Origin of the sequence: Aeromonas sp. s5, assembly GCF_040907865.1 — a bacterium.
GTDB classification, from domain to species: domain Bacteria; phylum Pseudomonadota; class Gammaproteobacteria; order Enterobacterales; family Aeromonadaceae; genus Aeromonas; species Aeromonas dhakensis.
Map to the genome: position 1 here is coordinate 1 of NZ_JBFOCO010000025.1, position 22,384 is coordinate 22,384.

The 22,384-nt window shown below is 59.6% G+C and carries 15 protein-coding genes; 3 read left to right on the plus strand and 12 right to left on the minus strand.

What is annotated here, in order from left to right; all coding sequences use genetic code 11:
- The 7 genes from AB5Y94_RS15300 to AB5Y94_RS15330 all read right to left on the minus strand — a co-directional run.
- Positions 1 to 2,038 (minus strand): retention module-containing protein (locus AB5Y94_RS15300; protein ID WP_368206080.1); only part of this gene is annotated, 2,038 nt, incomplete at its 3' end.
- A gap of 266 nt (positions 2,039 to 2,304) precedes the next feature.
- On the minus strand, positions 2,305 to 4,230 hold the full coding sequence (locus AB5Y94_RS15305) for a LapD/MoxY N-terminal periplasmic domain-containing protein (protein ID WP_017766670.1): 1,926 nt from the start codon (positions 4,228 to 4,230) through the stop codon (positions 2,305 to 2,307).
- Positions 4,231 to 4,233: 3 nt separating this feature from the next.
- Positions 4,234 to 4,956 carry a transglutaminase-like cysteine peptidase gene (locus AB5Y94_RS15310; protein WP_017766671.1) on the minus strand — a complete coding sequence of 241 codons (723 nt, stop codon included), beginning with the start codon at positions 4,954 to 4,956 and terminating at the stop codon, positions 4,234 to 4,236.
- A 158-nt stretch (positions 4,957 to 5,114) separates the two neighbouring features.
- Positions 5,115 to 6,431: a TolC family outer membrane protein gene (locus AB5Y94_RS15315; RefSeq protein WP_126881556.1), complete on the minus strand. Its 1,317-nt coding sequence runs from the start codon at positions 6,429 to 6,431 to the stop codon at positions 5,115 to 5,117.
- 35 nt (positions 6,432 to 6,466) lie between these two features.
- Positions 6,467 to 7,885, minus strand: coding sequence for an HlyD family type I secretion periplasmic adaptor subunit (locus AB5Y94_RS15320; RefSeq protein ID WP_005302548.1), 1,419 nt, complete (start codon positions 7,883 to 7,885; stop codon positions 6,467 to 6,469).
- Entirely contained in the window at positions 7,878 to 10,022 is a 2,145-nt protein-coding gene (locus tag AB5Y94_RS15325) for a type I secretion system permease/ATPase (protein ID WP_005302550.1), read from the minus strand. Before AB5Y94_RS15325 ends, AB5Y94_RS15320 begins: the two co-directional genes overlap by 8 nt.
- A 404-nt stretch (positions 10,023 to 10,426) precedes the next feature.
- Positions 10,427 to 11,362, minus strand: coding sequence for a TIGR01212 family radical SAM protein (locus AB5Y94_RS15330; protein WP_024943443.1), 936 nt, complete (start codon positions 11,360 to 11,362; stop codon positions 10,427 to 10,429).
- 612 nt (positions 11,363 to 11,974) lie between these two features.
- Here AB5Y94_RS15330 and gltB point away from each other — a divergent pair.
- On the plus strand, positions 11,975 to 16,432 hold the full coding sequence (gene gltB / locus AB5Y94_RS15335) for a glutamate synthase large subunit (RefSeq protein ID WP_368206081.1): 4,458 nt from the start codon (positions 11,975 to 11,977) through the stop codon (positions 16,430 to 16,432).
- Positions 16,433 to 16,444: 12 nt separating this feature from the next.
- Complete coding sequence (locus AB5Y94_RS15340) at positions 16,445 to 17,860, plus strand: FAD-dependent oxidoreductase (RefSeq protein WP_126881554.1); 1,416 nt, start codon at positions 16,445 to 16,447, stop codon at positions 17,858 to 17,860.
- A 221-nt stretch (positions 17,861 to 18,081) separates the two neighbouring features.
- Here the strand turns inward: AB5Y94_RS15340 and AB5Y94_RS15345 are convergent, their stop codons facing one another.
- The 3 genes from AB5Y94_RS15345 to soxR form a co-directional block, all read right to left on the minus strand.
- Positions 18,082 to 18,492 (minus strand): nuclear transport factor 2 family protein, encoded by a 411-nt coding sequence (locus AB5Y94_RS15345; RefSeq protein ID WP_005302558.1) that lies wholly within the window; start codon positions 18,490 to 18,492, stop codon positions 18,082 to 18,084.
- Positions 18,493 to 18,502: 10 nt separating this feature from the next.
- Entirely contained in the window at positions 18,503 to 19,081 is a 579-nt protein-coding gene (locus tag AB5Y94_RS15350) for an O-methyltransferase (RefSeq protein WP_139399388.1), read from the minus strand.
- Between the two features lie 68 nt (positions 19,082 to 19,149).
- Positions 19,150 to 19,620 (minus strand): redox-sensitive transcriptional activator SoxR, encoded by a 471-nt coding sequence (gene soxR / locus AB5Y94_RS15355; protein WP_368206084.1) that lies wholly within the window; start codon positions 19,618 to 19,620, stop codon positions 19,150 to 19,152.
- A 66-nt stretch (positions 19,621 to 19,686) separates the two neighbouring features.
- Here soxR and AB5Y94_RS15360 point away from each other — a divergent pair, with 66 nt between their 5' ends.
- Positions 19,687 to 20,685 (plus strand): questin oxidase family protein, encoded by a 999-nt coding sequence (locus AB5Y94_RS15360; protein WP_368206086.1) that lies wholly within the window; start codon positions 19,687 to 19,689, stop codon positions 20,683 to 20,685.
- 29 nt (positions 20,686 to 20,714) lie between these two features.
- Here AB5Y94_RS15360 and AB5Y94_RS15365 read toward each other — a convergent pair whose 3' ends face one another.
- Positions 20,715 to 21,149: a hypothetical protein gene (locus tag AB5Y94_RS15365; RefSeq protein WP_005302566.1), complete on the minus strand. Its 435-nt coding sequence runs from the start codon at positions 21,147 to 21,149 to the stop codon at positions 20,715 to 20,717.
- Positions 21,150 to 21,213: 64 nt separating this feature from the next.
- Entirely contained in the window at positions 21,214 to 22,257 is a 1,044-nt protein-coding gene (locus AB5Y94_RS15370; RefSeq protein WP_019840285.1) for a M35 family metallo-endopeptidase, read from the minus strand.
- Between the last annotated feature and the right edge of the window lie 127 nt (positions 22,258 to 22,384).

A 22,384-nucleotide genomic window follows, 5' to 3' on the forward strand; every position in this document is an offset into this window, starting at 1 on the left:
GCACGCCCTGCCCCACGGTCAGTGCCACGCTGTCATCTGCATTGCTGGTGTCGCCATGCCAGACGTTGTCCAGCAGGGCCAGGGTCACTTCCCCGCTGGTCGGGTTGATGGTCAGGGTGAAGTAATCCACCCCGCCCGCACTGCCGGTGATGACGTTGCCCACCTGATTGAGCAAGATGGCCGCCCCCTGGCCGTTGGCAGCCAGCGGATCCACCGCATAGAGGCCGCTTGCCACGTTGCTGCCGCTCAGCGCCAGGCTGTAGCCAATGCTGCCCGCCCCGTCGGCCCCGAAGGCCGGGTTGAACTGGGCCTGTACGTCGGCCGCGCTCAGGCTGGCACTGGCCACCCCGTCGCCGCCCACTCCACCCAGGCTGACCAGACTCTCGTCGACGGAGACAGTCCCCAACCCTTGCGTATTGGAAGTCAGGGTGACGCTGGGAACATCATCCAGAATGACGACATCCAGACTGCCATTGGCTGTGTCACCATCCGGATCGACCAGCACAACATTGAAACTCTCCACCAGTGATGCATCGTTAGCTGGTTGAGTGTGTGTCTCGCTGTCGTTCAGCGTATAGCTGTAACTCACGCTCCCCGTTCCAGTTGCAGGGTTGTAATTGATGCCGGTAACAGTCAACTGATTGCCCAACGGGCTGGCGATGGTTTGCGGGAACGAAGTGATGGTTTGTCCATTGGTGATCAGTGCAACACCGCCCAGGGTCAAGCTCTGGACACCATCGGCCGCACTGAAGGTAAAAATACCGCTCTGGGTCAAGGCTGCTGCATTGGGATTACTGCCATCTGCCAAAGAGGCTTCATTGAGCGTCAGCTCTCCCCCTTCCACCTGCAAACCAGCCAGTTCGACCGGTTCATCAACCGGCGTGATAGTGATGGTCAAAGTGGATTGGACGGTATCTACACCATCGGTGACGGTGTAGCTGACGGCGGGAACAGGACCATCATAATTGGGAGCCGGCGTGAACTGATAGCTACCATCCGCATTGATCAGCAAAGTACCGATCCCTGCCAGGCTGACAGGTGTACCCAAGGTGGCATTGGCAACCCCACCCCAGCTAAATCCAGACACGGAAGCCGCCTGCGGACCATCATTGTCGATGGTGTTGGCAAGCAAATTGCCCGATACGGCTACATCTTCCGTCACCACCACACTCTCTCCCTCATCGGCGAGATCATTGATGGGGGTGATCGTCAACTCCAAGGTGGATTGCACCGTGTCGGTGCCATCAGTCACGGTATATATCACTGGTGGAACGGCGCCATCGTAGTTGGGGGCCGGTGTGAATGTGAAGCTGCCATCCGTATTGACGATGAGCGTGCCTACCCCATCGATGGTCACGCTGGTACCGGCAGCTATATTGGCATTGTCCCCCCAGGTGAAGATCAGTACTGATGCAGCCTGCGGCCCATCGGTATTCACCGTGTTATCCAGCAGATTACCACTCAGAGATCCGTCTTCAGCAACGGTCAGTTGCTCTCCCTGATCCGTCAGCTCATTGACCAGCAAGGGCTCCGCTATCTGCTGGGTATCCACCACCGGCTCAGCTTGGTAGGTAGTGTCAAACCCGGCGGCGGCGATAGTGGCATCGCCAATCCTGTCGATGGTTACAAAACCACCGTTACCGCTGGCTCCAGCAACCCCACCGATCCCACCGCCACCACCTGCAGCCGGAGCACCACCCGCAGCTGACGCTTCAAAGTTTTGCGTCGGGTCAACCCCTTGCAAAATCGACTTTTGCAAGGCGGCTATATCAGGAGAGGCCGCATTTCCGGCATCCGGAGCCGGTGGCTGGCCGGTAGCAGGCGCATCATGGGCTGGAGCATCCGGTGTGGCAGCCGCCGGTGAATCATCGTAGGGCGCCAATAACAATTTGGCATCATCTGCAATGTTGAGCTTTGCCCCGGGTTGCAGGATCTCTCCTTTTTGCAGAGGGCGGCTGCTTCCATCAGCCAGCACGATTTGCACATTGCCTTCAACTGCAGAAACCACAACGGTTTTGTCGATGATTTGGGTACGCATGTCCATTGCTCCAACGTGACGGATCTCGATGTCTACACCATAGATGTCCGTGCTTCTTGCATCCGTTGCAAAAATGTATGGGATTCGTGTCAAAACTGGGGAGGGGAAATGTACGAAATCGAATGTTCTTTTTTATATCGTCAAATCAATCAGTTGCGCGACACCAAATGAAGCCATCTAGTCTAATTAAACTGAGAATAAGCATGCTTATTAATTTTTCGAATAAAAAAGGGGCCCTTGTGGGCCCCTGAAATACTTGGTCATGCTCACGGCAACGGAAATGCCGGGTGTACAAAGCCCTGGTAACCATCGATATGAAGCTTTGAAAGCAACTCGACCTGGTGTTGATCTTCCACTCTGGTCGCAATGGTTGTAACGCCGGCATTGTGGGCGGCACGACATACCGCAGCCAGGAAGGAAGTATCAGCCCCAGGCTCCATAACCTGGCTGGTATAGCCGTGGTCAACCTTGACATAGGAAGGCGCAAGCTCCTCCAGATACCCCAGTGACTGGAAGTGGCGTCCATAGTGATCCACCCCCCACTGAAAGTCATGCTCTTGCAGAACATTAACCAGAGCGGTCACATGCTCCTTGTGCTTCATGATGGCGGCTTCAGGGATCTCGAACAGCAAGCGTTCTTTCAATCCGGCATTGTCGCTCAGATAGCCGGTCAGCCAAGTACGGAATTCATCTGAACACAGCGAACCAGCCGTAATATTGACCGCCAGGACCAGATCAGGTTGCTGCTGTAGTAATGGAACTGACGCATCCAGTATTGCCTGGTCAAACTCACCACCCAGCTTGAACTGCTCGATGGCAGGCAGGAACTGGCCTGCGAAATAATCGGTACCATCGCGAGAGATGGAGGCAAACAGTTCTGCATGCATACGCAGACCATTATCAAACCGGCAGGCTGGCTGCGCCTTGAAACGCCACAAATGCCGTGCAATCGCATCCTGAACCAGATCACGCCAAGCCAAGCGTCCCATCAACCCCTGATCTGTGCCCCCTTCCATCACCACGGCACCACGACGTTCATTGCGGGCCCTGCCCAGCGCATTGTCAGCCTTGGTCAGCAGTGCCGACAAATCATCGTTGCCATCTCGGCCAGCAATACCAATGACGGACAAGGCGCCCCCCTCACCCATGGGATTTACCACCAGATCGGCGATGCGACTGTTGATCACTTCAGCCAAATCCTTCAATTGGGAAAGGTCATCAGTCGGGCACAACAGGGCATATTCCGTTGCCGAGATCCGCGCCACAGCAGAGCCATCCCACCCTTTCAATTGTTCTTTCAAAGCCTGGGCTATCGATTTGACCATGTTGTCACGCGCAGCAAATCCCTCTTCGCGGTACAGCTCGTCCAGCATGTCGACGGCAACCAGCATGACCCCCCCTTGACCAGCCTCTGCAATCCAGGCGTTGACCTGACCCACGAAATAAGCCCGGTTGCCCAAGCCGGAGACGGCGTCGACGTAGACCCGCTCCCGCAGTTTTTCAGCCTCATCGGCCTGCTCTTTGAATTGCACGGCCAACTTGCTGGAGAGGGTGTTGATGGCCTGAACCACCTGTTTCAATTCATGGGTCTTGGGTTCGGGAATGGCATGACCAAAGTGATGCAGCTCTATCTCGACGGCCTGCTCACAAATCTGCTTGAGCGGCTTGAGCAGGTAGTTGAGTGCCCGCATGAGCAAGATGGTGGTGATCAGAAAACCTATCAGGAACCAGCTGGCAAGCTCACTCATTCCGCGCCACAACTCGTAATAGGCCTGGCCGGGATGACCAACGACCTTCAATTTACCCAGTTGCAGCCAGCCCGACGTCAGGATCGACTCATTGGATACCTCGGGAAACAACCCAAGATTGATGAACCATTGGGGAACACCTTGAATGTTATTGGTATTTTCCTGCTCGATGACATCCTTGGAAGCCAGCAAGTCCAGACGGACCAGACGATAATATCCCCCGTCAAATATCGCCTGAATGACGGACTCAGCCCCCACCTTGTCACCATTTTCCAAATAAGGGGTCAGTGCCAGCCCCAGAGACGTGGCTGTATTGATGACGGTGGTTTCCTGCTGTTGGGCCAGATAGGTTCGAGTCGAGTTGAATTGCACCCAATAGGTAGCTGCAAACAACAACCCGAACAGGATCAACATGGTTGCCAATAATTGTCTGTAGAGCGTCATAGGTTAATCATCCAAATTCAACACAGGTTGAGCCAATCGCCCCGACGTCATGCGATTGCGTAAATCATTCCATAATCCCAGGCGAGAGGACTGTCCAGCCAGTTCCCCTTGACCACGCGCCTTCATCAACCACAAGTGACTACCGTTAAAGCTGTATATCGGCACCAGATCCCTACGTTGACTGGCAGGCCGGATCGACCCTATCAAATTATCCAAAATGACGGGCACCGCAGACGGTGTTTCATAGTAAGCGACGACCATATGAAACTGGTTGTAATCCAATGCCTTGACATAGACCATCCGCATCTTTTCATCCGGAACACCCAGCTCCAGCAGGGTAAAGTATTTTGAAATGCTGAAGTCTTCACAATCGCCACCAGCCGCTCCCAAAAACTCCAGCGGGGTTGCCCAGTAGTCTTTTTTTCGCCACAACTTGATGTCGTCGATAAACCGCATCTGGTTGAAAAACTGGTTAACCTTCTCCAGTTTCTGACGGTCGGTCAGGCCGGCAGCGCGGTTTTGCATTACCAGTGTGCGCCAGGTGGTAACCCGTTTGCCGGCTCTGACGCCGTAGGTCTCCTGAGCCCGTTGTACCAGTTTGAGATCTTCAGGGGTAAGAGGCTGGCTGGCGGAGAGCAGTAGCGGCAGAGATATCAGCAGCAGCCAAAGTGACCAGCGTAACCAGCGAGCGCGCAGCAGCTGGGTCAAACCGGAGGTTGACGCCATGCCGATACTGCTTGCTCTATCCCATCCGGTCACATGCATCTTCGACAGATCCAATGGTACTCACTGCATTGGCCAGAGATGGCCGTCAGAGACAAGGGATGGCGGCAGCCCGGCTGCAACCATCCCTTTCACTCGCATCAAACCTGATGCGTACTCCATTACTGTTTGGCTTGCCAATCGGCCGGCTGCTTCACATTGAATGCGTTGAGCAGGCTGCCAGTGGCATTGAGGATCCGATAATCCGCAAACAGGGAGTCATACTCGGCTGTAATGTAGCTGCGGCGCGCTTCAAACAGTTCGTTTTCGGTGTTCAATACGTCCAACAAGGTACGTTGACCGAGACCAAACTGCTTCTTGTACGCCTGCACAGTGTCATAGCTTGCATCCACGTGTTCTTTCAGGAAGGTCTTCTGTTTAGCCAAAGACTCTTTTGCGTTCCAGGCCAGGCGGGTTCCTTCCTCTACCTGGCGGAAGGCATTCATGTGAATGTCCTTGGCCTGGGAATAGAGTGCGGAAGTGGCCTTGCTCTGGGCCAGATCGGAACCACCACGGAACAAGTTGTAGCGCATCCGTACCATGGCGGTCAGGTCATCGTTGCGCCCCTTGACGGCATCGATATCCTCGTTCCAGTTTTGATCCACTTCAAAGGTGACGTTGGGATAAAAACCGGATTTGGAACCCTCATGCTGGTACTTGGCGGCTTCGATATCCTGCAGGGAGGAGAGCAGCGTCGGGTGAACTTCGGTTGCCGTCTTCAGTGCAGCATCCAGGCTGCTAGGAATGAGCTGAGCATCCGGAACCGGCTGTACCAAATCTTTTGGCATCTCGTTGACCACCCGGATGAACTCACTTTCGGCATCGCGATAGTTGTTCTCGGCGGCAGCCTGGTTGGCATAGGCTCTGGCTACCCGACCATCGATCTGGGTCTGGTCAGCGGTTGAACCCAACCCCGAATCGGTCCGCTTGCTGATGTCGCTGCGGATCTGTTCGTGGGTTTCCAGGTTCTGCTTGGACAGCTCCAAGATCTCCTGCTGGCGCAGCATGTTGAGGTAGACCTCGGCCACCCGCAGTGCCGTGTTCTCCGCCTCGGAGATCATGGCCAGGCGCTGGGCATTGGCTTCGGCATCGGTACGTGCCACGTTGCTGCTGACGTTGAAGCCATCGAACAACATCTGGCGCAGGCTGATGCCGGCCTCTTTACGGGTCATCGAATCGTCACTATTGGGGTTAAGACGAGTTGATGGACTATCAGTCTTCTCATAGCCGACACCGCCACGCAGATCGATAGTGGGGTAGTAACCACCTTTGGCCCCGTCATGCTGATACAGTCGGGCCTGATAGAGATCAAAAGCTTCCTTTATTTTGGGATGGGTAGCCAATGACTGTGCCACTGACTCCTCCAGTGTTTGTGCCTGGCTTAGGCCCGGGAACAGCACGGCGCCACTTACTAACATGGCAACAATCGTCTTCTTCATGGTATCTCCAGTCATGTTGTTTTTAGATTGTTGGCTTATCGTTCTCTCAGTGCCGACTGCTTTGCCCGTAATATCGGCTTAAGCAAATAGTCTAGGACACTTTTTTTACCAGTAATAATATCTGTACTGGCTAACATACCGGGGATGATGGGAAGTGCGTTAAGCTCATCGCCCAAGTAACTCTTCTCGGTGCGTACCCGAACCAGGTAGAAGGAATTGCCATCTTCATCCTGAATTGAGTCGGCACTTATCTGCTCAACCTTGCCATGCAATCCACCATAAATGGTGAAGTCATAGGCAGTGATCTTGACCACGGCTTCCAGCCCCGGTCGCAGGAATGCGATATCTTTCGGCGACACTTTGGCTTCGACCAGCAGGGTGTCTTCCAGCGGTACTATCTCCATCAGATCCATGCCGGGCTGGACGACGCCACCCAGGGTATTGATCTTGAGCTTCTTGATAGTGCCTTTGAGCGGGGCGATGACGCTGGTGCGATCTACCCGGTCACGCAATCCCACCTGCCCCTCGGACAACTGGCTCAGTTTGCCCTGCCGCTCGTTGAGTTCGGTTTGCGAATCGGCCCGGAACTTCAGCGCAATATCGTTGCGCTTGGAGATGGTTTCCCGCAATACGGAGTCAAGCTTGGGGATCAGCAGCCTATTGCTCTCAAGCTCCCCCTGCATCTCGTTGACCTGGCGTTCCAGCTTGATCAACTCAACCTGGGGCACGATCCCCTCTTTGGCCAGGGGACGGCTGATATTGAGCTCTTGGCGAGCCAGATCCACACTGCGTGCCACCGTCCTTATCTTGGCATTGAGCTCTATGGTCTCCTGCTCTTTCTGCTCGATCTGCTGACCAAGAATATAGAGCTGGTTGCTCAGGTTGTTGAGGCGCTCATTCTGCACCGATTTTTCCCGTGTCGCATATTCGGCAAACACGTTCTCATAACCGTCCGGAAAAACGATGGGCTGCTTTTCAACCACCACCTGTTCACGCCAACCCAGATTGGGGCCGGTCTTGACCACCACGCTCTGGATCTCCGCCCGCAATCTGGCGATGTCCCCCTTGAGGGTCACCAGCTCCTGCTCGCGCTCCCGAAAGTCGGAACGGAAACGGGTATCATCGATGCGCAGCAGTGGCTGCCCTTTCTCGACGATATCCCCTTCCTTAACGAAGATCTCCTTGACGATCCCCCCCTCCAGGTTCTGGATCACCTGCAACTGACGTGACGGGATCACCTTGCCCTGGCCGACGGTCACCTCATCAAGCTCGGCCCAGGCCGCCCAGATGATGGCACTCATGAAAAACAGGAAGCAGGCCCACAGCAGGGCACGTGCCCGCGTCGGGGTACTCAGCAGGACGGCGGCCGCACCGTCATCCACAAACTCAAGGTGTTCCGGGGCCGGCAACACAGTATCGGAAGGCGCCTTCTTGAACAGGCCAAACTTAGCCATTGGAGGCCTCCTGTACGCGCACCTTGCCCTCTTTCAGCTGTTGCAACACCATTTCCTTCGGGCCATCGGCCACCACCTGGCCCTGCTCGATCACGATGACCCGTGAGGCTACGTCAAGCATGGTGGTTTTGTGGGTGATGACGATCAGGGTCGTTTCCGGCCCAAGCCTGGCCAGCTCATGCTTGACCTGCATCTCCGACTGGTTATCCATGTTGGAGGTCGGTTCGTCCATCACCAGTATGGGGGGATCATTGAGCAAGGCCCGGGCCAGCAAGATGGCCTGACGCTGGCCACCGGAGAGCTGACGGCCCCCTTCCCCTATCTGTCTATCCAGCCCATTGGGATCCCGGTTGGTGAAATTGGTCACACCGGCCCGCTTGGCAGCCCGCATGACCCGCACATCATCCACCAGCGGATTGCCCAGCATGATGTTGTCGCGTACCGAGCCAAAAAACAGGGTCACATCCTGTGGCACACAGCCTATATTGCGGCGGATCACCGAGGCCGGCAGCTGATCGAGTTCAAAACCATCGAGCCGTACCGAGCCGTCGGTGGGCCGATAGAGGCCCATCAAAATCTTCTCGAGCGTCGTCTTGCCCGCCCCGATCCGGCCAATGATGGCCACCTTCTCACCTGGCTCGATGCGCAGGTTGATATTGTGCAGGGTGCTGGTTTCCATCCCGGGATACTTGAACGACACCTTGTCAAACTCGATCCGACCGGAGATCACGGGATGGTGGATATACTGCTTGCCCTCCTCCTGCTCGCCCGGCGTGATCATGATCTTCTCCAGGATATCCAATGCAGACTTGGCCTGGTTGTAGCGGGTCGAGAGTACCGACAGCTGTACCATGGGCGCGATGGCGCGGCTCGACAGCATGACGGCGGCAATCATGCCCCCCATGGTGACCAGTCCTTCCGAGATCTGGTAAACCCCGACAATCACCAGTGCCACCGTCACCACCTGCTGGATGTAGCTGGCCAGCGATGACATGGAGTTGGTGATGCGGCGGGTCTGTACACCCCAAGTCGAAATGTGGGACACGGCCTGCTCCCAGCGGTGCTGGAACATGCTCTCGGCACCAAAGATCTTCACGGTTTCGAGGCCCGAGATGCTCTCGATCAGGTTGGCGTTCTTCTGGGAAGCCAGCCGTGAGCCCTCTTCAATGGACTGCTTGAGCGGCGCCTGGATATAGAAGCTGTAAATGATGAGGATCACCATGGCCACGATGGGCACCACCACCATGACGCCGGCAAAGATCCAGATGATGAACAGGAAGAAGATGGCAAAGGGCAGATCGATGAGGGTAGATACCGTCGCGGAAGTGAAAAACTCCCGCACCGATTCAAACTCCTGCAGATGCTTGGCAAAGGCGCCGGTCGACGCAGGACGCGATTCCATCCGCATGCCCATCACCTTGGCAAAGATCTTGGCAGACAGCAGCACATCGGACTTTTTGCCGGCGATATCGATAAAGTAGCTGCGTAGCTGGCGCATCACGAAGTCAAAAGTGAATACCACCATGGCGCCGACCGCCAGCACCCAGAGCGAATCAAACGCCAGGTTGGGCACTATCTTGTCGTAGACGTTCATGGTGAACAGAGGGCTTGCGACGGCAAACAGGTTGATGAGGATGGAGGCGACCAGCACATCCCGATAGATGCCGCGGGATTCGAGCAGGGTGCTCCAGAACCAGTGACCATCGCGGGTCTCCAGCACCTTGGGTGAACGCTCATCGAACTTGAACTGCTTTTTGACAAAAAACAGCCGCCCCAGATACTCATCACCCAGTTGAGATGCACTCAGCCACTGGGCCGCATCCCCCGCCTGAGGAAAGATCACCTTGCCCTGGGTTCTGTCTTCGTTCCACTCCAGCAGGATGCAGGCGCCGCCGTTGCGCATCTGCAGCACGCAGGGCAGCAACAGGGGGGAGATCTCGTCGAGAGACTGGATGACTTCCCGGGCGGACAAGCCACCCCGCTCGGCGGCACGGCCGAACAGATTGGGCGTCAGCAGACCGGACACCAGCGGCAGGCCGGTGGTGAGAGCGTCCTTGCTGTTGGGTACCCCATAAAAGCGGGTCAGAAAGACCAGGCACTCCAACAACTCGTCAATACGGTTAGTTTCTGCTTGCATAGCATCCTGTCACTGCATGATTGGGCCGGCTGTCTCGCCATACCGATATTCAAGCCTCACGGGCATCGTTGGCGCAGACATGCCCGTGACATAAAGAACAGCGCTCCCCAAAAAAGGAGCTACAGCCTGATACACACTAAAAGCACAGGTACCTGACACTGGATGTCATCGACAGACCTGAACGGCATTATGCCCAAAGCGGGGACGGCAGGTCAGGCTGTTGAGCGCGACACAGGGTGGCGCCATGCCCGATATATCCCGTCCAAATTGGAAATAATACAAGCTTATTGATAATGATATCTTTTTCAAGCCAAGTACTATATCAAGACAATTTTACCGAAACTATACCGCAAAGACTGAATTTCATCTAATAACCCACTGTTTTTTTAATGAAATCTGACGACCTAATCAATATTGCCCACAAGGGAAAACGGGCGCCCCAACGCCTGCCCCTGAGGACCGGTGCGGGCCAGCGCACTAGCAATATCGGCCATCGCTGTCCAGCGGTTCTCGCACCAGGCGGGGGCCAACAGGGTTGGCCGGCGCGCTGAAGCCGAGATGCGGTGATAGACCACTTCGGGGGGGGTGTGCTGGATCATGGCGACTGCCGCCTCGACATACTGCTCCAGACTCAAGACATCGAGCCTCCCCGCCTGCCAGGCCTTGCCGAGGGTGCTGCCCTCCACCACATGCAGCGGGTGAAGCTTGATCCCCTCCACGCCGGTATCCACGATACGGTGCAGGGTATCCAGGCTGTCCATCGGCACCTCGCCGGGCAAACCCACGATGAGGTGGGCACACACCTTGATGCCCCGCTGATGGGCCCGGGTCACCGCATCCACATAGGCGGCATAGCCGTGGCCCCGGTTGATGCGCTGCAGCGTCTTGTCGTTGGCGCTCTGCAGCCCCAGCTCCAGCCACACCTCGTAACCCCGGGCCTGATAACCGGCCAGCAGGTCCAGCACCGCATCCGGCACACAATCTGGGCGCGTCCCCACACACAAGCCCACCATGTCGCTCACCGACAACGCCTCTTCATACATGCGCTGCAGGTACTCCACTTCAGCATAGGTGCTGGTATAGGCCTGAAAATAGGCGAGATAGCGCTTGGCGCGGGTCACTTCGTCCCGACGAGCCAGCAGTTGCTGCACCACGGAGAGCTGCTGGGCCGATTCGTCGGCAAAGGAGGAGACATTGCAGAAGGTGCAGCCACCACGCCCCAGAGTGCCATCACGATTGGGGCAGGTGAAGGCGCCGTGAATGGAGAGCTTGTGGATCTTCTGGCCATGGCGCTGCTTGAGATCCTGGCCGAATGTATTGACGAGTTCGTGTAACTGCATGACACCTCCAGTAAAGGAGCGTCATTGTACGAGCTTGCCCGTACGGGGCGCTGCGCTGGATCAAGGGATACGAGAGTCAGAAAACATATAAATATTCACCAATAACAGGATAAATATCAGTTAACCGGACATTCTCGACGCTTTCGAGACCCATCCCCCTTCTGACCAGCCTTCAGCATGGCTGCATAATTGTTAGCTAACATTCTGTTGAATAATGAAAATTTTTCTTTAGACGGGGATTTGGCAAATGCAAGACATTCACATCAGTAATGTGATCTCAACCAGCCACTCCGGCAGTGAATTGGTAAATTTACTACAAACACCCACACCCACCGAGTCAACCAACAAAACCCGACACATCAGGATTTAATCTCGCAAAAATAAAAAATTCCAGAGCAATAGCCAATTAACACCCCATTTATCCTCGCGCATCGAGATTTTGTTATGACATTGTAATAATGAAAACAGCCGGGATGTCCAATTGACCTTGCCGAAAAATCCCATTAGTTTGGAGATTCGCCACCTCAGGCGGACGGAACCACAAGAGCCAATCGCAATTTATGCAGTCTGTTGACGACAGCGCGATGCAAGGCCGAGCAAGGGAGAAATGCAATGTCACTATATGATCCAAAGCTGGAGAGGGATAACTGTGGCTTCGGCCTGTTGGCCCACATGGAAGGTGAAGCCAGCCACAAGCTTGTCCGTCTCGCGATGTCAGCATTGGCTCGCATGCAGCACCGCGGCGGTATCTCCGCCGATGGCAAGACCGGCGACGGCTGCGGTCTGTTGCTGCAAAAACCCGACAGCTTCTTTAGAGCGGTCGCCGAAGAGAAGGGATGGCACCTGGGTCGCAACTACGCGGTCGGCATGCTGTTCCTCAACCCCGATCCCATCCTGGCCCAGGCCACGCGCGACATCATCGACGAGGAGCTGGAAAAGGAGACCCTGAGTCTGGTCGGCTGGCGCAAGGTGCCCATCGATACCAATGTACTCGGCTCCATCGCCAAGGCGTCCCTACCCAGCATTGAACAGGTCTTTGTCAACGCCCCGCCTGGCTGGGTCGACAAGGATCTCGAGCGCCGCCTCTACATCGTGCGCCGCCGCATCGAGAAGCGCATCAGCGATGACTACTTCTATGTGGTCAGCCTCTCCAATCTGGTCACCGTCTATAAAGGGCTGTGCATGCCGGTGGACCTGCCGCGCTTCTATCTGGATCTCGCCGACATCCGCATGCAGGCGGCCATCTGCGTGTTCCACCAGCGCTTCTCCACCAACACCAGCCCACGCTGGCCGCTGGCGCAACCGTTCCGCTATCTGGCCCACAATGGCGAGATCAACACCATCGCCGGCAACCGCCAATGGGCCAAGGCGCGCAGCTACAAGTTTGCCACCCCGCTCATCCCGGATCTGCAAGAGGCCGCCCCCTTCGTCAACACCACGGGGTCGGATTCCTCCAGCCTGGACAACATGCTGGATCTCTTCCTGGCTGGCGGCATGGACCTGTTCCGCGCCATGCGCCTGTTGATCCCGCCGGCGTGGCAGAAGCACCCGAACATGGATGACGACCTGCGCGCCTTCTACGACTTCAACTCCATGCACATGGAGCCCTGGGACGGCCCGGCCGGCATCGTCATGACCGACGGCCGCTACGCCACCTGCGCGCTCGACAGAAACGGCCTGCGTCCGGCCCGCTATGTCATCACCAAGGACAAGTTCATCACGCTGGCCTCCGAAGTGGGCACCTGGGACTACACCCCGGACGAGGTGCTGGAGAAGGGCCGGGTCGGCCCGGGCGAGCTGTTCGTGGTGGATACCAGCAACGGCAAGATCTGGACCAGCTTCGAGATCGACGACGACCTCAAGAGCCGCCACACCTACAAGCAGTGGATGGACAAGCACTGCAAGCGACTGGTGCCGTTCGAGCAGATGGATGACGCCAGCACCGGTGCCCGCGAGTTCTCCGACGATCAGCTGAAAACCTATCAGAAGCTGTTCGGCTACTCCTATGAGGAGCTGGATCAGATCATCCGGGTACTAGGTGAAAACGGCCAGGAAGCGGTGGGCTCCATGGGGGATGACACCCCCATGGCGGTGCTCTCCTCCAGCCAGCGCACCCTGTACGACTACTTCCGCCAGATGTTCGCCCAGGTGACCAACCCGCCCATCGATCCGCTGCGGGAGAACCACGTCATGTCGCTGGCCACCTGTATCGGCCGCGAGCAGAACGTGTTCAACGAGACCTTCGGCCACGCCCACCGGGTGCTGTTCCAGTCGCCGATCCTGCTCTACTCCGACTTCCACCAGCTGCTGGCCCTGGAAGGGGAGCACTACCGCCATCAGGTGATCAGCCTCAACTTCAGGCCCGAAGAGGGGCTGGAAGCGGCCATTCTACGCGTCTGTGAAGAGGCAAAGGCTGCCGCCAAGGCCGGCACCGTGCTGCTGGTGCTCTCGGATCGGGACGTCAGTGCCGACACCCTGCCCATCCCGGCCGCCATGGCGGTGGGGGCGGTGCAGCGCACCCTGGTGGACAACAACCTGCGCTGCGACGCCAACATCCTGGTGGAGACCGCCAGCGTGCGCGACCCGCACCACTTCTCGGTGCTGCTGGGCTTTGGCGCCACCGCCATCTACCCCTACCTCGCCTACGAGACCCTTGCCAAGCAGGTAGAAGAGGGCGTGCTCAAGATGAGCCTGCGCCAGGCCATGCTCAACTACCGCAACGGCATCAACAAGGGGCTCTACAAGGTGATGTCCAAGATGGGCATCAGCACTGTGGCCAGCTACCGTTGCTCCCAGCTGTTTGAAGCGGTGGGCCTCTCCAAAGCCGTGGTCGAGATGTGTTTTCGCGGCGTATCGAGCCGCATCCAGGGTGCCGATTTTGCCGACATCCAGCAGGATCAGTTCAATCTGGCCCGTCAGGCCTGGCTGGCCCGCAAGGCCCTCACCCAGGGCGGCCTGCTCAAATTCGTCCACGGCGGCGAGTACCACACCTACAACCCGGACGTGGTGCAGACCCTGCAAGTGGCGGTGCGCTCCGGCAACTATGCCGATTACAAGGAGTACGCCCGCCTGGTAAACGAGCGGCCGGTCGCCACCCTGCGAGATCTGCTCACCCTCAAGAAGGTCGACAACCCGGTGGCGCTGGAACAGGTGGAGCCTGCGGCCAAGCTGTTCCCCCGCTTCGACTCCGCCGCCATGTCCATCGGCGCGCTGGGCCCGGAGGCCCACGAGGCGCTGGCGGTGGCCATGAACCGCCTCGGCGGTCAGAGCAACTCGGGCGAAGGCGGTGAAGATCCCAAGCGCTTCGGTACCGAGAAGAATTCGCGCATCAAGCAGGTGGCCTCGGGGCGCTTTGGCGTCACCCCCCACTACCTGATGAACGCCGACGTGGTGCAGATCAAGGTGGCCCAGGGCGCCAAGCCCGGCGAAGGGGGCCAGCTGCCCGGTGACAAGGTGACGGCCCAGATCGCCAAGCTGCGTTACTCGGTGCCCGGCGTGACCCTGATCTCGCCGCCGCCCCACCACGACATCTACTCCATCGAGGATCTGGCCCAGCTCATCTTCGACATCAAGCAGATCAACCCGAACTGCCTGGTGTCGGTGAAACTGGTCTCCGAGCCCGGTGTTGGCACCATCGCCTGCGGCGTGGCCAAGGCCTATGCGGACTTCATCACCGTCTCCGGCTACGACGGCGGCACAGGTGCGAGCCCCCTCACCTCGGTCAAGTACGCCGGCTCCCCCTGGGAGTTGGGGCTGGCCGAAACCCAGCAGGCCCTGGTCGCCAACGGCCTGCGCCACAAGGTGCGCCTGCAGGTAGACGGCGGTCTCAAGACAGGTCTGGACATCATCAAGGCGGCCATCCTCGGCGCCGAGAGCTTCGGCTTCGGCACCGGCCCCATGGTGGCGCTCGGCTGCAAATACCTGCGCATCTGCCACCTGAACAACTGCGCCACCGGCGTCGCCACCCAGGATGAGAAGCTGCGTCGCGAGCACTTCACCGGTCTGCCGGAGATGGTGATGAACTACTTCAAGTTCATCGCCGAGGAGACTCGCGAGCTGATGGCCCAACTTGGCGTCACCCAGCTGACCGACCTCATCGGTCGCACCGACCTGCTGGCAGCCCTGCCCGGCCTCACCGCCCGTCAGGCCAAGCTGGACTTGTCCGGCGTCCTGGCCCGCCCGGTAGCGCCGGAAGGCTCCAGCCTGTTCAGCCAGCAGCACAACCCCACCTTCGACAAGGGGCCGCTGAACCTCAAGATGGTGGAAGACCTGCTGGACGCGGTGGAAAACATGAGCGGCGGCGAGTTCCGCTACGACATCCGCAACACCGACCGCTCGGTGGGGGCGCGCCTCTCCGGCGAGATCGTCAAGCGCCACGGCAACCAGGGGATGGCGGCCGATCCAGTCAAGGTGCACTTCAACGGCACTGCCGGCCAGAGCTTCGGCGTCTGGAACGCCGGCGGCCTCGAGATGATCCTCACCGGGGATGCCAACGACTACGTGGGCAAGGGGATGACCGGCGGCAAGCTGGTGATCAAGCCCCACGTCGGCGTGGCGTTCAAGTCCCACGAGGCGGCCATCATCGGCAACACCTGCCTCTACGGCGCCACTGGCGGCAAGCTCTATGCTGCGGGGACCGCCGGCGAGCGCTTCGCGGTGCGCAACTCAGGGGCCCTCGCGGTCGTCGAGGGCATTGGCGACAACGGATGTGAATACATGACAGGCGGTATCGTCACCGTGCTCGGCGAGACCGGCGTCAACTTCGCGGCAGGCATGACCGGGGGCTTTGCCTACGTGCTCGACGAGTGCGGCAGCTTCGCCAAGCGCACCAACCCCGAGCTGGTTGAACTGCTGGATGTGGCGGATCTTGCCATCCATCAGGAGCACCTGCGTGGCATCATCACGGCGCACCTCAACGAAACCGGCAGCTCGCGCGCCGAGGAGATCCTGGCCAATTTCGACTCCTATGTGCCCAAGTTCAGGCTGATCAAACCCAAGTCCAGCGACGTCAAGTCCCTGTTGGGTCACACCAGCCGTTCCAGTGCAGAACTCAGAATCCAGGCGCAATAAGGAGGGAACCCTATGAGCCAGAACGTATTCCAGTTTATCGACGTCCAGCGGGTCGACCCGCCCAAGAAGCCGCTCAAGATCCGCAAGATCCAGTTTGTGGAGATCTACGAGTCCTTCAACCAGGCCCAGGTCGGCATGCAGGCGGATCGCTGCCTCGACTGCGGCAACCCCTATTGCGAGTGGAAGTGCCCGGTGCACAACTACATCCCCAACTGGCTGAAGCTGGCCAACGAGGGGCGCATCCTGGAGGCGGTGGAACTCTCCCACCAGACCAACAGCCTGCCGGAGGTGTGCGGCCGGGTCTGCCCGCAGGATCGTCTGTGCGAGGGTGCCTGCACCCTCAACGACAGATTCGGTGCCGTGACCATAGGCAACATCGAAAAATACATCACCGACAAGGCCTTCGAGATGGGCTGGCGCCCTGATCTCTCCAAGGTGGTCAAGACCGGCAAGCGGGTAGCCGTCATCGGTGCGGGCCCCGCGGGCCTTGCCTGTGCCGACGTGCTGGCACGCAATGGCGTGACGCCTGTAGTGTTCGACAAGTATCCGGAGATAGGTGGCCTGCTCACCTTCGGCATCCCCTCCTTCAAGCTGGAAAAGGAAGTGATGCAGCGCCGGCGCGAGATCTTCGAGGGGATGGGCGTGGAATTCCGCCTCGAGACCGAAGTGGGCCGTGACGTCACCTTCGCCGACCTGCTTGGCGAGTTCGATGCGGTCTTCCTTGGGGTCGGCACCTACAAGTATATGAAGGGCGGTTTCGAGAACGAGTCTGCGCCGGGGGTTTACGACGCCCTGCCCTACCTCATCTCCAACGCCAACCGCTTGCTGGGCTTCGAGAAGGCGCAAGCCGATTACATCGACTTCGCCGGCAAGCAGGTGGTGGTACTGGGGGGCGGCGATACCGCCATGGACTGTGTGCGCACCGCCATCCGTCAGGGAGCCGATCGGGTGATCTGCGCCTACCGCCGCGACGCCGAGAACATGCCAGGCTCCAAGCGGGAGGTGAAGAACGCCCAGGAGGAGGGGGTGGAATTTATGTTCAACCTCCAGCCCATCGGCGTGGAGCTGGACGCCCATGGCCGTACCTGCGGCATCAAGGTGGTGAGCACAGAGCTTGGCGCCCCCGATGCCAACGGCCGCCGCAATCCTGTGGTGATCGAAGGTTCCGAGCAGGTGTTGGCTGCCGATGCGGTGGTGATGGCGTTCGGCTTCCAGCCCAACCCCCAGCCCTGGATGGCGGAGTACGGCATCGAGCTCGACGGCCGGGATCGCATCAAGGCGCCGGAGCAGGCCGAGTACGCCTTCCAGACCAGCAACCCCAAGGTGTTCGCCGGTGGTGACGCGGTGCGCGGCTCGGATCTGGTGGTGACCGCCATCTACGAGGGTCGCAAGGCCGCCGAAGGGATCATGGACTATCTGGCCGTATAACCCGCCATCCCTGACCTGTACCAACTAACAAACAGCCCCGCTTATGCGGGGCTGTTGTTTTATGTTTGTCGCAAACCACGATGCAATAGCGGGAACACCCTAGCCAGGTCATGTCGGGGAGGCGCTTGGAGATCATGAAAAAGGGGACATGAGGCAGGCGGCGGGATGGTCACGGCACATCATGAACGACTCCGCTGGCGGTAGCGCGCCAGCGGAGGGGATCAGGCGGGTTGCGGCTCCCGCGGTATGGTGGTGACCCAGTGACGACGCCAGTGCGGCGCCTCGTAGAGATCGGGCCAGAACTCGGTCTGGTGCCAGATGGCATTGCCGCGCACCGTGTGAAAGGTGATGGCACGGGCCTCCACCTCGCCATCGGTGATCAGCACCTCGGTCACCACTTCCCGCCCCTGCTCCAGCAGGCGGACGACGTCGAAGTTCCAGGGACCGGCCGCCGGATAGCGCCGGTTGATCTCGACGAAGTTGCAGCGCCCTTCTATTCGCTCCCCCGACTGGGGCCAGTCGCAGATGAAATCTTCGCACAGCCAGCGGGCTGCCTTGGCAAAATCATTGCTCTGCATGGCCTGCCAGTAGGCCTCCACCACCGCTCTTGGTTCCATGGTCTTGTTTTCCATGCCAGCCCTCCTACAGACGCACCACCAGCCACTCCCCCTTGCCCACCGGCACCAGCGAGGTCGCGAAGGCCGGATCCTGCTCCACCTCTGCCATCCACTCGGCCAGCTCCTCGCGATGGGAGACGGCATTGTCCACCACCAGCAGGCCGCGGGGGGCCAGCAGGCGCAGGATCTCGGGCCACCAGGCCTGGTAGTGGCGGCGATCGGAGTCGAGGAAGATGAGCTGATAAGCGGCCTTCGGCAGGGTGGGCAGCAGGGTGCCTGCGTCCCCTGCCAGCTGCTCAATCCAGGGGTCGAGCCCGGCGCGCTCAAAGTTGGCGGCCGCCATGGCCCGTTTGCCCTCGTCCAGCTCTATGGTGGTGACCCGGCCCCCCAGCCGTTTCGCCGCTTCAGCCAGCCAGAGGGTGGAGTAGCCGTTGGAGGTGCCTATCTCCAGCACCGCCTGCGCCCCTCTCGTCTGGACCAGCACCGCCAGCAGTTCGCCGGTGTCGCGGGTAATGTTGAGCATCTTGCTGCCACGGGAGTGTTGTGCGCCGTCGTGCCGCTCGCCAAACAGCTCCAGCTCCCGTTTCAGTTGTTCCAGTGCCATGTCTCCTCCTTGACGGTGTAAACGAGTCGGCCCGGTGCATGGCATGGCTGGGCCGACCCCGATGTTCATCATGTGGCTGCCTGTTCATCATCCGGGGGCGTATCCCCCAGCAGGTAGCGAGGGCCGCTGCCAAGGGCGGCGGCCTGATCATCCGGATTGTAAAGTGCGCAGTGCTCGAGGGAGAGGCAACCACAGCCGACACAGGCGCCGAGCTTCTCCTTGAGCTGCTGCAGGGCCGCGATGCGCCGATCGAGCAGCCCCCGCCACTGACCGGCAATCCCGACCCAGTCGCTGCGATCCGGGGTGCGCCCCTCGGGCAGGCCGGCCAGGGCCTCGCCTATCTCGCCAAGGCTCAGCCCCATGCCCTGCGCCACCCGGATGAAGGCGATGCGGCGCAGCACATCCTGCGGATAGAGCCGCTGTCCCCCGTCGCTGCGCACGCTGCGGATCAGCCCCTTCTGCTCGTAAAAGCGCAGGGCGCTGGCCTTGACGCCGGAGCGTTTGGCTATCTGGCCGATGGCCAGCCATTTGCGTTCCATCGCCACGCTTGACCTCAAGTTAGCTTTAACTTGCACAATCCTGTCTCCCCTCATGAAAGGAGTCAAATGATTATGCATTATCTTCATCAACTGCTCGATGCCAACCAGGCATTTGCCCTCAATGGTCGCGGCACCACCAACCACTGCCCGATGGCGCTGCACGCCCTGCATGAGATGGGCGCAAGCCCAGTACGGCTGCAGCGTTTCTTTGCCCACTGGCAGGCCAATCATGCCCTGCCGGGGGGTGAACAACAGCAGGGGGATGAAAAGGAGATGCAGTTTGTCCGGCTGCGTCAGCAGTTGGCAGCACGGCTGGCCGCTGAGGGTTGGCTACCCGCCTTTGGCGACCTGCTGGAGCAGGGGCTCTCCCCGGCAGGTGGCGCCTTTCATCCGCTGATCCGCCTGGCCTGCGCGCTGGAAAATGGTCACCTGGGAGAGCAGGCCGCAGCCCTGGCTGCCTGGCAATGCGACCCCTTGCGGGTGCCGGCCGGGCAGGGAGCACCGGTGCAGGATATCGACGGCCTGCTGAGCGTACTGGCGCAGCAGTGGGAAGGGTCGCGCTGGCAGGGCGACTGGATCACCGAGCGACTGCGGCAGGTGACGGATGCGCCGACCTGGGCGGCGAGATTGCCGGGCGGGCTCCCGTCATCCTCGGATCTGCTGGTGCAGCTGGCCGACGCAGCCCTCGCCCTCTACTGGCAGACCGGCAACTTTACCGTGCTGCACATGGTGACCGGCAGTCGCGCCGCCGCCATCGTCGCCCGCCATTTGCCCGCGCCATGGCAAGGGTGCTGGCAGACCCTGATGTGGCAGGCGGTGGCGGCCGCCTATGTCACGGTCGGCGCACCGTCACTGAAAAGGCAGGTCTGGCCCGATACCGGCAAGCTGGTGTGGCAAAACGTGCTGGCCAGCGCAGTGGAGAGCCTCGACGATCATGTGATCAAGCTGGTGCACTGCTGCTGGCGGGAGGGGCTCGCCAGGCCTTTACTGGCGGAGCGTTATCTGGCGGTGGCAGCCCGTGCAACGGGTCTGCTGGCGCCCCTTAGCAGGCCGGATGCCATCTAAGGGCTGGGCTCCACAGGATGGGGCCGCCCTTAGGAGGCGGGCAGCCGGGTGAAGTGAATGACGGGGCAGCGGGGGGCCACGCCCCGGGTCAGGGTCAGCGGCTGGGCACGGTAGCTGAGCCGGTAGCTGCCGGGCCGGGAGAGATCGTAGACCAGGGTCAGATCCGCGTCGGCCTGACTCTGCTGACCAGCCCCCAGCAGGAAGAAATCCTCGGCGCCCGGGTTGCCCCGTTTGGCCAGCGGGCCCTTGTAGGGCAGCGGCTGTTCATCGAGGGTGAGATCGATGGCATCGGCAAACCAGCCTTCGAACGGCGTGAACCAGCTCAGCACCTCGAGCGGCCCCTCCCCCCGGTTGGTCAGGGTCATCACCAGCGGCAGCGGCTCGTTGACCCGGCTTTGTGCCTTGACCGACAGCTCGCACTGCAGGGGGGCCAGCGCCAGGGTGGTGAGCAAGAGTGTCATCATGGTCGCTCCTTCCTGTGACAAACGACATGGACAAAAAGGGGCCTTGCGGCCCCCGGTCGGCAAATCAGTTTTCGCTCGGCGTGTTTTCGGCGAAGTACTCGTGGTTGTCGGCGTTGTTGAGCGCCTTGACCGGATCCGTCTTCGCCAGGTTGCGGGCATTGGCCTGACCGTAACCCAGATCGTCGGTGCCCGCCACCACATTGAAGTGGCTCAGCTCGTGGACAATGGTGCCGGCACGGGAGTCAGTCCCGCTGACCGGTGCGGTCCAGAAGCTCTTGCACAGGTAGACCTTGTAGGGCTGATCCGGATAGACGTAGGCAAAGTAGCTCTGCTTGCAACCACAGTCGAAGGTGAGCGGCTTGTTATCGATGGCATCCTTGATCTTGCTGAAGTGGGTCTCGGCCTGATCCCAGCGCGACGCATCATAGGCGCCAAACCAGCTGCGGTAACGCTGGCCATCCGGCTTGTCCACCGCCAGGTAGCTGCTGGAGTTGTTGGTGATGCCGCTGGCGGCATCCAGCGCCGCCAGGATGTCGCTCTTCTGGGTGTTGGTGCAGCGGCCGCTGAAACTGACCGAGGCGGTCACCGCCTGCGGCTCGACCAGGGGAGCGGCCTTGGCCAGCACCCGTTCGTCGCTCACCCCTTCCACCCACAGGGTCACGGCATTGGACTCGCTCGCCTGGGCCTGCTTGGCCTTGGCGGCTTTCGCCTCTTGTGGCAGCGTCGGCAGCAGGTAGCGGATGCTGTACTGGCCCTGGGCGCTCATGTCGTAGAGACCGGAGACTTCAGCCTGCACCGTCAGGCTCTGGCCGGCCTTGAGCAGCTGGAAGTCCTTGTCGGTCGGGGCAGCCCGCTTGATCAGGGCCCCCTCATAGCTGACCTGCTGGCCGTCCCGCTCCACCAGGAACAGGGGGGCATCCTCGCTGCCCGGCAGTTGCCATTTGAGCAGGCGAACCGGCTTGTCCCCGGTGTTGGTCAGGGTCAGGTTGACGCGCACGTCGTCGCTGCTGCCATCCACCAGGGTGAGCTTGGCATCGAGCCCGGCGGCGCAGAGCGGAGAGGCCAGCACGCCGGCCAGCAACAGGGCAATGGGAGTCGCTTTCATCATGTTTCCTCATTCATTGAGTGTCGCCTTGTCAGGCGGTTTGCTTCCTTCAAGGCCCTCTTTGGGGCTCAACCACCCTAGAGCAGTTTTTTTCTGCGACCATCCCACCATATGGGTGACGCCCCCCAGG